Below are 13,448 nucleotides of genomic sequence, written 5' to 3' on the forward strand. Positions count from 1 at the left end.
TATCAGGACTATAATGGAGGGCTTATGGAATACCATATTTATTTTATAAATGAATTAGTTCCATTTTCTGTGATTATTATATTTGTTATCTTTTTTATGGCTATTTTTGTTGCGATTATTCTTGAGAGGAGAGAAGATAAATTTAAGAGATTTATCTTTTTTGTTAATTACTACCTTAAGAATGCGAGGTGAAATATGAATAAATTAAAGCTAATCTCCATTTTATTGTTTTCATGTGTGACACAAGTTAAAGCTGATATTTCTGGAAACGATCTATCATATGAAGGTTGGGTACAATTAGCAATACATGAGAATTCAATCGATGAAAATACAACGGGAAATTATAAAAACTACAAATTTAATGAATCTGTAATTTCGTCTCTTGAGCAGTCAAAACAAGTAGAGCTAGAAGAATTAGTTGTGATGGCGAGTAAAGAATATTAAGGGTGTCAAATAGAGTATACTATTTTAGCTTTGTGTTTAAAATGCAACCTTTGTATGTCATTCCATTCTGCTGAATTATAGTTGCCACTTTAATATGCTAAAGTGGCAATTTTGTGTCTCCAGTATTATGACCATAAACGTCAATTTAACTCTGATTTAACGATTGAATCGCAACAAGAGTTATAGTTACTGTATTGGTCTAGATATAAACTCTTTCAAAGTTTAATTTATATGATGACTTGTATGATGTTAGCAACAGAATACTTCTGAATGGAGGTTTTCTATTTGGGCTATGATGACATCGGCTTCATAAGAGGTTTACTATTGGGACATCTAATTGAATAAGTAGGGATTGAGTATTGATATTTATCAGTATTTTAAGGTGAGGGTGTTGATATAAATAATTGTCAGTAAATTGTATTCGTTGAAAGTTACTACTTTTAACTCAAAATGTTTTTATACTATCGATGAGTATTTTCGGGATAAGTAGCTAATTTCAATATCACTCTGCTTGTCATTACTACAGTTGAAGTTGAAGTTGATATTGGATAGGATTAATAGTGAAAGTGTAAAAGACTAATTCATTGATGTTATATCAATCGCGCAATGAGTATAAAATTAACTGATTAGTATGAATGCGGGATTCGATTCCTTTAGGTTTCGTCAGTGCAATGGATTTATTTTACCAATGAAAAAATCCCCTCTACGGAGAGGGGATGTAGGTGATTTTTATATTTTCTTACGGATCGCGCATGGATTTTATTACTTATGGACAGGGATAAATCTTTTTGTAGATGCAAAATTTCCACTTTCATCTGTTGCTGTGATAGTCATAGTACGCGAAGAGTTATAGTGACTAGGAATGTACACCCGGCCAAAATTCGACGTTTGATAATGTTCCTCATGGTTATTTTTCACTGTGATATCAACACCAGCCTCACGGACTCCATTCTTTTCCACTTGTACCCATGCACCACCATTATCAGGTGTGACTTTTAGAGTAAGTGGGTTGGCAGAAAAAGCGGCTGCAGAGAACATTGATGAAGCTAAAATAATAGTAATCATTGACTTAGACATAATATCACCTCTATTAACAGTTTTATATGGATGTTGATGTTTTCTTTAATGTGATTAATATATGCTTTTTCTAATCGTTAATATGTGTATTCATCGTTTATCAATGTGTGATTTTTGAGAAATTATGTGGTGTTTTTTATTCTTGTAATAAATTAGTACGCATATAAAGTAGATAAAGTCCTACTATATTCAATAGTGTTTGAACTATTATTAGCTTGATGAAAAATAATACTTTTATGTGTATTCGATTAATGTAAATAATCATAATTGATTGTACGGAGTTAACCGCATGAAAAATAAAAAACTATTAACGGCAATGGCATCATGTTTTTTGTTAATGTCTGCAACGAGTATACAAGCTGCTGGTGATGCAAAGAAAGGAGGGGACGGATTACCTGATCCTGGAGTACAACTTGTTAAAGGTGAAACTGCGATTGTTATTACAGATCCCCAAATCGATTTTCTTTCCCCTGACGGAGTTGCTTGGGCTCTTGTCGGTAAGAGTGTAACGGCAAATGGTACCGTTGATAACATCGAAAAATTAATGAAAATTGCTGGTGAGAAAGGTATCCCGCTTGTGATTTCTCCGCACTATTACGCTCCGCAAGACCTCACATTTAAGCATGGTGGCGCCTTAGAGCATGCTATGCACGGAATCAAGATGTTTGAAGGTGATGAACGCTTAGACCAAGGTGGCTTTAAAAAAGGGAGTGGGGCGGACTTCATGCCGCAATATAAAAAGTACATCAATGATGGCAAGACAGCCGTTGCCAATCCACATAAAGTCTATGGGCCTGACACAAATGACACTGTACTGCAGTTACGCAAACGTGGTGTAAACAAAATTATTCTTGCAGGGATGTCAGCAAACTTATGTACAGAGTCTCATTTACGTGAGTTTATGGAGCAGGGGTTTGAAGTGTTGGTTGTGAAAGATGCCACTGCAGCAGCACAGCTTCCTGATATGGACGGTTATGCTGCGGCTATGATAAATGTTCGTATGATTGCAAACTCAGTTAAAACTACAGAGGAAGTACTTGCACAAATTAATAAGGAGCTATGATAGCCAATTGATACAGCCTCGAGGTGAGGTAAATAACCTCACCTAATTTCGAGGTTTTGGTTTTATCTATAATTATATCTATCCTTATTTATCACTCTCCCCGACACAAGATGTTACCCATGGGATTAACCTAAGCCTCTCAAATGGAATAGCTTCACCAGATACAAGGCTAACACCGTATTGTCCATTTTTTGAGCGTATTAATGCTTGTTTAATTAAATTTAGGGCTTCTTGATTTTGTTTATAAAGTGTTGAAGCTCTTTGGCTTTCATCACTTAATCTTGCAGCGTCAGCAAAATCAATGATTGAACAGTCCTGCTTTTGAGTGATAAGCAACGCCAACTCCTCATTTTGTTTATCTAGGTTGGCTTTCTTTACTTCAAGTAACTCGACAAGAAGCGAGAGTTGTTCCGATGTTAAACCTGAATTAGGGTGAGCGATAGGTTTCATAATTAATTCTCACTATCCAATGGGTGCATAATTCACCGTTGGTTCCTGTATTGTTAGTGCTATTTTATGATTGTTTAATTAAAGTTTAGCTAACTAAAGTTAAGACTTATCCAATTTTTTACTTAATTTTTTGTAACTAAACCCTAGAGACAAACCATAGATAATATGAAAAAATAACGTCACTACTCCAGCCTTAACTCCAACGCCTAACCCTAAGCCAAACAAACTGTGGCCAGCTAAAGGCATTAATATAAGCATCATGAGTAACCATGCGGCTATACTGAAAATGATGGCTTTAATAACATAACTTTTGGCTGGAAAAACAGATATTAACTTTTCATAGGCTGTACCCCATATAACAACACCTAGGAATATATGAATTGCCCATCCTGCTGTTGGTTTTAATTTAAACTGTTCTTTGAAAGGAATAACACTATTTAGTATCTCAATGGGGTTTAGCTCTGGAAGAATATTAAGGTTTATTTTAACAGCCATAATCATACTCAATATGAACGTTGCGAAGACACCTGCTTCAATGCCAAAACTTCGTTGAGATTTTTTTCTATAGATACACATGATTCATCCTTACTCTACTGTACGGAAGATTATTTGTTTTTTGCTTTCCCTATTATCTGTCAATATATATAGTAAAGATGTGTGCTATTTTTTACTAAATGTGTATATTTCATTCTTCACATGTTTTTGTTAAGAACACACATTTGTATATTTTATTTACACATCGTTTTCTCTGGTTTTATTCCATAATTTATCCCGTCAACAACAAATACAAAACTTAACAACCAGTACCTTACTAATTAAGGAATAAATTATGAAAATTTCAATTAAAAACTTATCTGCTATTGCTTTAACTATCATTACATCTACAGGTATGGCAAAAGCCAACATGCCTGATCCAGGTATGGTATATGAAGAAGGGCGCACAGCGATTGTCATTACAGATCCACAAATAGATTTCCTTTCGCCAAAAGGCGTAGCTTGGGGCCTCGTAGGTAAGAGCGTGACTAAGAATGGTACGGTGGATAATATTGAAAAACTAATGAAAATCGCTGGTGAGAAAAATATTCCATTGGTTATCTCGCCACACTTTTACGCACCCACAGATTTGGAATTTAAACACGGTGGTGCCCTTGAGCATGCAATGCACCACATTCATATGTTTGAGAGCGATGAGCGCCTAGACCAAGCCGGGTTCAAAGAAGGGTCTGGGGTAGATTGGATGCCGCAGTACAAGAAATATATCAACAATGGTAAAACGGCGGTATCAACACCTCATAAAGTGTATGGCCCAGATTCTAACGATACGGTCTTACAGCTGCGTAAACGCAATATCGATAAAATTATCCTAGCGGGCATGTCTGCTAATTTGTGTACTGAATCACACATGCGTGAATTTATGGAGCAGGGGTTTGAAGTTCAGGTGGTTTCCGATGCTACGGCCGCAGCTCAGTTACCGGGTTATGATGGTTATGCAGCAGCAATGACTAATGTTCGAATGATTGCAAACTCGGTAAAAACCACAGAAGAAGTACTGGTACAGATCAATAAAGAGCTTTAACTTGAACGGGCAGGTCAAGCTAGATTTACGTCTAGCTTGAATCCCTTTTGGAGGTTTTTATGTATAAGCAAATTATAGATCTCAAGCGAAATCGCTCGCAATTCACGTCATTTAGAACAAGAGTGGACTCCAGCCGTGAAAGACCAAAAGCATTGATGGAAGAAGGCATCGAGCAAGAGTGCTTCGCTACATTCAAATATCCCGATTACTTATGCCTGTAATCGGGATGGATAAACGCGTTATGCCTATTTTAAGTAATCCAATAATTCTTGTTTTACTGTATTGGCAGCAAAGGACTGTTCGACACTAACCTTATAAATTTGATAGTAATCTTCAATTGTTAGTCCGAATTGTTCCATAACCTTGCGGACTTCATTGGTCATTGTCGTGTTTGATACGGTGCGGTTATCAGTGTTGATAGTGACCGCTATACCACCTTGATAGAACGCTTTTATCGGGTGAAGCGCGAAGTCACCAATTGCTTTAGTCTGAACATTGCTGCTTGGGCAGGTTTCTAGAGCAACATTATCTTGCTTCACAAGGTTGTAAGCCTGTTCATGATCTTTAATAGCGACACCATGGCCAATACGCTCTGCGCCAAGTAGTGAAATGGCGTCATAGACATTTTGCCCATTGCCTTGCTCACCGGCGTGAATGGTAACCCTGAAACCTTTTTCTTTTGCATACTGTGTATAGGTAACATAGTCATGGCAAAACCCATCGAGCTCACTGCCGGCTAGATCAAAAGCGACTACCCCTTGGTTTAGGTATTTTGAACCAGCATCAATAACGTGGGTAATAGTATCCGAAGGCAGGAACTTCAACATGGACAGAATATAGTTTCCCTTGATATCAAATTGCTTCTCAGCTTTCTGCATACCTTTTACGACGCTGCCTATGATCTGTTCATACGTCAGTCCATTTTGTACATGGAGTTGAGGGCCGAAGCGGACTTCCAAATACTTTACATTTTCTTTGGCTGCATCCTCAAATAGCTCAAAGGAAATGCGCTCTAGGCTTTCTTGCGTTTGCATGACAGATACCGGAAGGTCGAAGCGACTGAGGTACTCTGTCAGGTTAGGGCAAGTCTCGGGTGCCACCATCAATGCCTTGATTTCATCAACATCATCACTCGGTATGGTGATGTTCTGCTGCTTAGCCAGATCAATAACCGTTTGAGGCCTGACGCTACCATCAAGGTGGCAATGTAGGTCAATTTTGGGCAGGTCGAAGTAGTTCATCAATGTTGTCCTAGCAATGTATAATATGGGAAGCGCAGTGTCTTCCAAAGAGTGACTAACTCACTTGAGTATAAGCATTTTTTGTAGAGAGCTTTTGCTCCCTCAATTAATAACACTAGCTTATAAAATGATGTTGGCTTGTGGACACGACAATTGTCAGGTGCTATTGGGTTTTTCGTAACGTGGTTGGTTTGATACAGATAATATAATATGGATAAAGCTGAAATTTTGAGAGAAGGACGAGAGAGATTTCGTCAACTGGTCAACAGTGAGAGTTTCCGGACGATAAAGGTGCAAAAGGGGGATTACATAATCAGGCAGCACCAAGACGTTGCAGAAGTGTACTGGTCTACGGTTGCTCAGTTTGTCATTCTTCACACTGCGAAAAATGGAAAAACACTCAGTTTGGGTGACTACTATTTGGAAGATAATTTTTTCGGGGAGATAGAGTTCTTTTCAGGAAACCCTTGTTCTTTTGACGTGGTAGCGACAGCATCAATTGATTTGGTCATTATTCCTAAAGACAGGCTTGCTGAGATCCTCTTGCAAGATGGGAAAGTCGCATTCTGGATGAATTACAGAATGGCAAATATGTATCAGCAGTCAATGAATATCGCCATAGAACGGTCGTTGTATCCGCTGAAGTTCAATATTATTAAAGACATTGTGGATCGTTATACGTCAGAGGCAAGATCAATAAATCATGCCTATATGTATCAGGAAGCACAGAGGTTCGGCTGTACAGAAAGAGCTTATACCCGAATTATCCATGAACTCATAAATGAGGGGCTGGTTATGAAAGGAGAGGGTAACTCTACAATTATCCCTGTTAACTTAGCGCTATTGTCGGACTACTTAAAGAAATACGAGCGATAAAACAGCCAACAAATCTATCACTTACCCCAATACTTTGTACAAAGTGCGAATACGTTCGGCCATATAGTTGTTCATGCCTCCCTTCCTGTATTTACTAATTTGTCTAGCAATAGCTTGATTCCAAGCTGGTGGCGAGAATGATGTTATTGACTAAACTTCAATATAAAGCAGAGGCTTAGCTTGATTTCAGTGAAGGTGAATAAATGGGCATGGGGTGCATGAACCATCAAGAAGCAAAAGATTTATTGTTGACACTATTACCGGAAGAAAATCTCAGTTTAATTAAAGTTGAGGTGTTCCGGTTATCGTGGGAAGGCAAAGGATACAACATCATCTCAGAGGAAAGTGGTTACGACCATGATTATGTCCGCAAGGCAGGTTCACAACTATGGCAAGAACTGAGCAAACTTTTCTTAACCAGCGTGACTAAACGGAACTTCAGGCCGCTGTTAGAACAGAGGCTTAAAGATGACAAGGCGAGCTTTTCTAAAAGCCTAGAGTTTCCCGGAGGGGCGATGCTGGTCAGTTCCCCCTTCTACATTGAGCGTAGCTTGGAGGAGTCACGGGCTTATAATGAAATATCTAAGCCTGGTTCAGTCGTACGTATTAAAGGCCCCCGAAAAATGGGGAAATCCTCATTAATGCTTAGGGTAATGGACCAAGCCGAAAGTAATGGGTTTAAAGTTGTTAATATCGACTTTCTTAAAGCAGACAGACTGATATTAAGTGACCTCGATAAGTTACTGCGCTGGATTTGTTATCAAGTCGATTGCCAGCAGAGTTTAAATAGCGATATCGATGCGTTATGGAATGACTTAATTGGCAGTAAGCTAAGTGCCAGTAATTATCTTCAAGATGTTGCTCTTCAGCAATCAGAGGTACCCGTACTGCTGGTAATTAATGAGCTTAACGTGCTGTATGATCATGAAGAGGTAGCGAAAGATTTTCTGCCTCTTTTGCGCTCCTGGAATGAGGAATCAAGACATAACGAAAGCATGCAAAAACTCAGGCAGTTGCTGATATATTCAACAGAAGCTTACGTTAAATTAGATATAAACCTTTCACCGTTTAACATAGGACTACCGATCGAATTAGATTGCTTTAACGGCGATCAACTTGAACGGCTAGCCCATGCTTATGGCTTTAATTGGCGAAATGACGGAAACGTCAAAAGCCCAATATCACTCCTACTGACGACGGTTGGCGGACACCCGTATCTGACACAACTCGCACTGTATGATTTGGCAAGCCGTCAAGGGTTGGTTGAGAGCCCCTATAATGAGCTCAAAGCGCTATTGAAGTGCTCGACAGAGTTGGGGGGGCTATATGAACCGTTTTTGCAGCAGCTGATAACTGACGTAAAGAGTAACTCAGACGCAGTGGCAGGGATGCAAAAGATCACTCTCGGGCAGTTGTCTGATTTATCGCTCATTGAGCGTCATCAATTAGAGCGTCTCGGTATTGTGTCAGTACAGAACGGACAAGTCACAACAGATCAGCGGTTGTTGACAGACTATGTGATAGCCAATATATGATGGATAGTCATCAATCGGCGAAGCACCGGTTTCAAGTCGGTGGCAGCATATCCGGTGAAACGTCCTACTACATCGCTCGACAGGCTGATAAAGAACTGTACGAGGCCTTGATAAGACAAGAGCTGTGTTATGTGTTCAATTCCCGTCAAATGGGTAAATCCTCTTTACTATTTGAAATAAAAAGAAGATTACAAGCATATGGAAAACGCTGTGTCTTTATCGATCTAAGCCGGATCGGCAGCGTTAATGTCAGTGTACAGCAATGGTATGCGGGGATTATCCATGAACTTTGGAGAGGATTTGAGCTACCTGCAGGCAAGATGATGCTTCAATGGTGGGAGTCTTTGGGGGATATCCCTCCAGCGCAAAAGCTTTCTCAATTTATCCAAGAGCTACTGCCTGCATATTACCCTGATGATGAACTCATTGTCTTTTTCGATGAAGTTGACTCGGTTCTGAGCCTTTCATTTGCTACTGACGATTTTTTTTCGGTGATCCGCGCTTGTTTCAATCTGCGGGCTGATAACCAAGATTTAACGAGGGTGACCTTTGCCTTTTTTGGTGTTGCGGTGCCAGGTGATTTGATTTCGGACGAAAAGCGTTCGCCGTTTAATGTTGGACGTGCCATATCAATGGAAGGGTTTACTGATGAGGAAGCTTGTCCTTTTCAGCAAGGGTTGCGGGTGTCTGGTAAAGATAGTAGCAAGTTATTATCTGCCATTTTGCATTGGAGTGGTGGCCAACCGTTCTTAACCCAAAAAATTTGTCAGCTTGTCACATACTTTTCTGCCGAAGCGCCGACAGTGCTGGATGAAGGGGCATGGATCAACCAATTGATCCTAGAGCATATAATCCAAAACTGGGAAAGCAAAGATAACCCAGAGCATATAAGAACTATCAGGGATCGTATGCTACTGGATGAGTGCTTTAGTACTAACAATCTTTCAAACTACGGGAGAATACTGGCTTCTGCGAATGAATCGCTCGCCATTGAGGATGTGGGGGAATACCGCAGACTGTACTTGACCGGGCTGATCGCCGTCCATAATGGTTATGCGAGTCCGAGGACGAAGGTTTACCGGCGTGTTTTTAACGAAGAATGGTTATCTTTGCAGTTAGAGTCAAGGCGACCTTATGCACAAAACATCAAGGCTTGGCAGAACTGTGGTGATGACGAATGGTTATTGTCTGGCGATGAACTTGAACGGGCTGTTTCATGGTCCGAAAACAAACATCTATCTGAAGAAGACCACCGCTTTATCGCTGCTAGTAGGGAAAAGAAGCAGAAGMAAGTTCAGAATTGGAATGAGCGATTACAAGAAGAGATTACCCAACGAAAACTTGCTGAGGGTGAACTTCAAGCCGCTCTCGAGGAATTGCAGCAAGCCAAAGTGGATGCAGAAAAAGCCAACGAAGCGAAGTCGAACTTTTTGGCGAGAGTCAGTAGGGAAGTGAGAACACCCATTAACTCAGTGCTCGGTCTTAGCCATTTGGCACTACAAAGAGAAGAAACGGTTTCTGGACGTGAGTATTTGAAGAAAATCCATCGAGCGACCAGTTACATGCTCGGGGTAATCAACGACATCGTAGATATCAATAAGCTAGAGCGAGGAGAGCTATTGCTTTCCAATGATACCTTTTATGTTGATGATGTACTGGATAATCTATTGGACATCATTATACCGAGCCTTCACAGAAAAGGATTGGAGTTTAAGTTAAAGCAAACGACTGGACTGCTTCCACCGCTTTATGGAGATGGAAATCGGCTTCAGCAAGTGTTGCTCAACCTTGCCAGCAATGCTTTCCGGTACACTCACTCCGGTATTATTGAAATTCGTGTCGACAAACTTGATCAGACAGACGATTACGTAAGGCTTCTGTTTGGGCTGCGTGATAGTGGCTGTGGTGTTTCTGAGCAAGAGGTTGAAGGTGTTGTCTGCAAGAGTGAAGACTCTATTATTAAACCGGGCTTAGGACTATCGCTGTGCTGTGAACTCATCGAGTTGATGGGGGGGGAACTCAAAGTAGCGAGTAAACCAAACTATGGTTCGGACTTCACATTTACGGCAACGTTTAATGTGAATAACTTGACTGATTATAGAGAAGCTACTGAGCTCTTTAATATAGTATTGATAGGTGTTGAAAATAAGCAACTGCTTCATCAATTAGAGCTTATTGGACATTACGTTTCGGTTATTCAGCTTGAGTCAGCTTGTAGAGAAGAGCTTAAGAGGGCTGATAAAATCCTGATTGATGCAGAGGAGCTAGAGCACAATTCAGGCAAACTTCCCCCTTTGCTGACGGCGATTCAAGGAAATATCGCGTTAGAGATCCATCCGTTGTTATTTACGTTTAATCAAAAACGACTTGATACGATGTTGCTTCCTCTATCGGCTGCAATTACCTATCCATGTAGTACTCGGCACCTTGTGAATATGTTGTCTAAGTCCCGCCGAGCGGTGTCGAGAGGGGTACTTCCCAAGTTTATTATTCCTTATAAGGTGTTAGTGGTAGATGATGACGAAATAAACCAACAGATAGTTGGAGAGCTTCTGGATCAGCAAAACCTACGTTTTGTTGTTGCCGAAAATGGCGCTGAAGCTATTGAGCAGCTGGAAACACAGACATTCGACTTAGTGTTGATGGATATTGAAATGCCTGTACTCGATGGTATTAGTACCGTACAGCGAATACGGCAGATGGCCAAAGATGATAGCCGGTTCGGTCACCTCAGTGGGCTACCTATTATCGCGATGACCGCCCATGCTTTAGTCGGAGATAAGGCACGCTTTATCAAGCAGGGACTGGATGAACATTTAACTAAGCCGATTGATCCCCCTGTATTTTCAACGGTTTTACGTAAGTGGTTGCCAGATGAGTTACCTGATCCTAAAGTCAACGCAGTTTCTAGGAGGGATGATAAGGAAGAAGTGTTATCAATTGAACCTTTAGATGGAATTGAGGTAACAACTGGAGTGGCTCGTTGCGGAGGTAACCATCAACTGTATTATAAACTGCTACTGAAATTTGCTAACAGCTACCAACACGCGTTGAACTTGCAGCGCTCCGAACACGATGTGTTTGCCTCAAAATGCCACAGTATTAAGGGAAGTGCAGGAAATCTAGGTTTGAGCATGATTGCTCAAAATGCTTCGAGTCTTGAACGTAAATACCAAACTGAAGGCGTATTCACCGATATGGAAATTAGTCATTTCCTGCAATTACTGGCGATCCAATGTCAGCAAATTATTGAGAAGTATCAACCACATTCTACCAATACCGCTAGCGAGCAAGCGCCTGTTGTTGAAGAAAAAAGAAAGATATTGATTCTTTCAGGCAATGTAGAGCTGTTAAAACCGATTGTGAAGTATCTAGCTGCTGATTATAAAGTTCTGGTTGCTGGAGCCCCTTTTCGTGCACAAGAGTTATTGGCTAAACATGTGCGTTTAGGCTCGCCAGTACAAGCGATGATTGCATTTCCATCTGGTGATAATGAAGCCATATTTCGCATGGCTGACAGCAACCGAGAGCTTAGAGTAATCTTAGCTGGGGATATTAAAGATGAAGAGTTTTTGGAAAAAGCACTTGCCTCTGGTGTGAGTGAATTCCTTCCCCTGTATCCTGCTCCTCTTTTAGTTAAGCTACGCCTAGAGCAGGGAAGGTAGCTTTCTAGGGGAAAGGTGATACAGATGCGATTGAGCTCGTACGGTCACTTCAATCATCATTTTCTCAAGAATGGCAAGATGAATTAACTAAGCTGATAGGTGATCTGAAGTTCGATGAGGTAAGGTCGTATATTCTAAATAGTAAATAAAGCCGCTGTGGTTTGATTTTTGGTGCTAAAAGTCCATGTTTTATTTTATTGAAAATAAACGCTTTATTGCGTATTTTGTTGTATCTGGCGTTTGTAACCGTTACGGAACAAATATCAGAGAGAAAACTTGAAACAATGACGAAAGTAGGTTGTATTGGTAAACGCTGAAGCCGCCGGAATGGTGGCAACTGAATCTTTTGACGGCAAGAGCCGTTGTTTCGGATACGTCAGGAGTACGGTGTGGTATATCGACGCTAAAATAAATAACTAGCGTTAAAAATTAATGGTGCTGCGTGGGACAGACCAAAGTGACGTAGCCAAGCAAGATTGGACAAGGATATGAAAACATATATTTTGACAGCAAGCTGCGCAGGGCGATCGGGAACGGTAGATGTAGTCACTCGTTTCCTGCGTGAGTTTGATTGTTATATCACAGAGTTGAATTCGTTTGATGATGCATTGAGCCAGCGTTTCTTTATTCGCGCGGTCTTCCGTTTAGATAATAATACAGAGCTTGATCAAGATGCGTTTTGCTCGTCTTTCACCAAGCGAGCTGAAGAGTTTGATATGGAGTGGGAGCTGACGCCATCAGAGTACCGCCCCAAAGTGGTGATCATGGTGTCTAAATATGATCACTGTCTGAATGATTTACTATACCGCTACCGAACGGGGAATCTCCCGGTAGATATTCGAGCTGTGATCTCTAATCACCCTGACTTGCAATCATTGGCTCAATGGCATGATATACCTTATTACCATTTTCCTATCACAGCTGATACTAAGCCACAGCAAGAAGCCCAGGTGCAAGCTGTACTAGAGCAAATGGGTTGTGAGTTGCTAATACTTGCACGTTATATGCAAGTGCTCTCTAATGAAATGTGTACCCGTTGGGCAGGGAAAGCCATAAATATTCATCATTCGTTGTTACCGGGCTTCAAAGGTGCGAAGCCTTACCACCAAGCTTATAGCAAAGGGGTCAAGCTGGTTGGAGCGACAGCACATTATGTCAGTGATGATCTGGATGAAGGCCCAATTATTACCCAAGGGATGGAGACCGTTAATCATACTTATTATCCTGCTGATCTGGCGAGAAAAGGCATGGATGTTGAATCTTTAACCTTAGCAAGGGCCATTCAATATCACGTTGAGAAGCGAGTGTTCTTATTCAACGATAAATCAGTGGTATTTGAGCGCTCGTAAGCCTCCCACTTACGCGATAGTTCTAATAATTGAGTCACTCCTCATTAAAATCCAAACCCTATATAAAGGGTTTGGATTTTAATCATTTCGAAGTAATTTGACACCAATGAAAATAAAGAAGCTTAAATGAAATCTATCGATTAATTATGGGTGTTTTAAAGAGTTATAATTT

The 13,448-nt window shown here is 40.5% G+C and carries 13 protein-coding genes; 9 read left to right on the forward strand and 4 right to left on the reverse strand.

Annotated features, from left to right (window positions below; all coding sequences use genetic code 11):
* Together L4D09_RS27590 and L4D09_RS27595 are read left to right on the forward strand one after the other, a co-directional pair.
* On the forward strand, positions 1-192 hold a 192-nt coding region (locus L4D09_RS27590), incomplete at its 5' end, for a hypothetical protein (RefSeq protein ID WP_428460744.1).
* 3 nt (positions 193-195) lie between these two features.
* The gene (locus L4D09_RS27595) at positions 196-444 is read left to right on the forward strand and encodes a hypothetical protein (protein ID WP_428460745.1); all 249 of its coding nucleotides are present in this window, start codon (positions 196-198) and stop codon (positions 442-444) included.
* Positions 445-1,206: 762 nt separating this feature from the next.
* On the opposite strand, the gene L4D09_RS27600 is transcribed toward L4D09_RS27595, so the two are convergent.
* A complete protein-coding gene (locus tag L4D09_RS27600) occupies positions 1,207-1,521 on the reverse strand; it encodes a hypothetical protein (protein ID WP_428460746.1) in 315 nt (104 codons plus the stop codon).
* Between the two features lie 289 nt (positions 1,522-1,810).
* On the opposite strand from L4D09_RS27600, the gene L4D09_RS27605 reads away from it, so the two are divergent.
* Entirely contained in the window at positions 1,811-2,584 is a 774-nt protein-coding gene (locus L4D09_RS27605) for a cysteine hydrolase family protein (RefSeq protein WP_428460747.1), read from the forward strand.
* Between the two features lie 84 nt (positions 2,585-2,668).
* Here the strand turns inward: L4D09_RS27605 and L4D09_RS27610 are convergent, their stop codons facing one another.
* Together L4D09_RS27610 and L4D09_RS27615 are read right to left on the reverse strand one after the other, a co-directional pair.
* Complete coding sequence (locus tag L4D09_RS27610) at positions 2,669-3,034, reverse strand: TraR/DksA family transcriptional regulator (protein WP_428460748.1); 366 nt, start codon at positions 3,032-3,034, stop codon at positions 2,669-2,671.
* Positions 3,035-3,133: 99 nt separating this feature from the next.
* Positions 3,134-3,610: a DUF6789 family protein gene (locus L4D09_RS27615; RefSeq protein WP_428460749.1), complete on the reverse strand. Its 477-nt coding sequence runs from the start codon at positions 3,608-3,610 to the stop codon at positions 3,134-3,136.
* A gap of 253 nt (positions 3,611-3,863) precedes the next feature.
* Here L4D09_RS27615 and L4D09_RS27620 point away from each other — a divergent pair, with 253 nt between their 5' ends.
* On the forward strand, positions 3,864-4,610 hold the full coding sequence (locus L4D09_RS27620) for a cysteine hydrolase family protein (RefSeq protein WP_428460750.1): 747 nt from the start codon (positions 3,864-3,866) through the stop codon (positions 4,608-4,610).
* Between the two features lie 59 nt (positions 4,611-4,669).
* Complete coding sequence (locus tag L4D09_RS27625) at positions 4,670-4,831, forward strand: hypothetical protein (protein ID WP_428460751.1); 162 nt, start codon at positions 4,670-4,672, stop codon at positions 4,829-4,831.
* A gap of 24 nt (positions 4,832-4,855) precedes the next feature.
* Here the strand turns inward: L4D09_RS27625 and add are convergent, their stop codons facing one another.
* On the reverse strand, positions 4,856-5,851 hold the full coding sequence (add, locus tag L4D09_RS27630) for an adenosine deaminase (RefSeq protein ID WP_428460752.1): 996 nt from the start codon (positions 5,849-5,851) through the stop codon (positions 4,856-4,858).
* 210 nt (positions 5,852-6,061) lie between these two features.
* On the opposite strand from add, the gene L4D09_RS27635 reads away from it, so the two are divergent.
* The 4 genes from L4D09_RS27635 (at position 6,062) to purU (ending at position 13,276) form a co-directional block, all read left to right on the forward strand.
* Positions 6,062-6,727: a Crp/Fnr family transcriptional regulator gene (locus L4D09_RS27635; protein WP_428460753.1), complete on the forward strand. Its 666-nt coding sequence runs from the start codon at positions 6,062-6,064 to the stop codon at positions 6,725-6,727.
* Positions 6,728-6,945: 218 nt separating this feature from the next.
* Positions 6,946-8,262 (forward strand): AAA-like domain-containing protein, encoded by a 1,317-nt coding sequence (locus tag L4D09_RS27640; protein ID WP_428460754.1) that lies wholly within the window; start codon positions 6,946-6,948, stop codon positions 8,260-8,262.
* On the forward strand, positions 8,259-11,927 hold the full coding sequence (locus tag L4D09_RS27645) for a response regulator (RefSeq protein WP_428460755.1): 3,669 nt from the start codon (positions 8,259-8,261) through the stop codon (positions 11,925-11,927). Before L4D09_RS27640 ends, L4D09_RS27645 begins: the two co-directional genes overlap by 4 nt.
* Before the next feature lie 488 nt (positions 11,928-12,415).
* Positions 12,416-13,276 (forward strand): formyltetrahydrofolate deformylase, encoded by an 861-nt coding sequence (purU, locus tag L4D09_RS27650; RefSeq protein WP_428460756.1) that lies wholly within the window; start codon positions 12,416-12,418, stop codon positions 13,274-13,276.
* Positions 13,277-13,448 lie beyond the last annotated feature (172 nt).

The organism is Photobacterium makurazakiensis (genome assembly GCF_050336715.1).
In the GTDB taxonomy this organism is placed as follows: Bacteria; Pseudomonadota; Gammaproteobacteria; order Enterobacterales; family Vibrionaceae; genus Photobacterium; species Photobacterium makurazakiensis.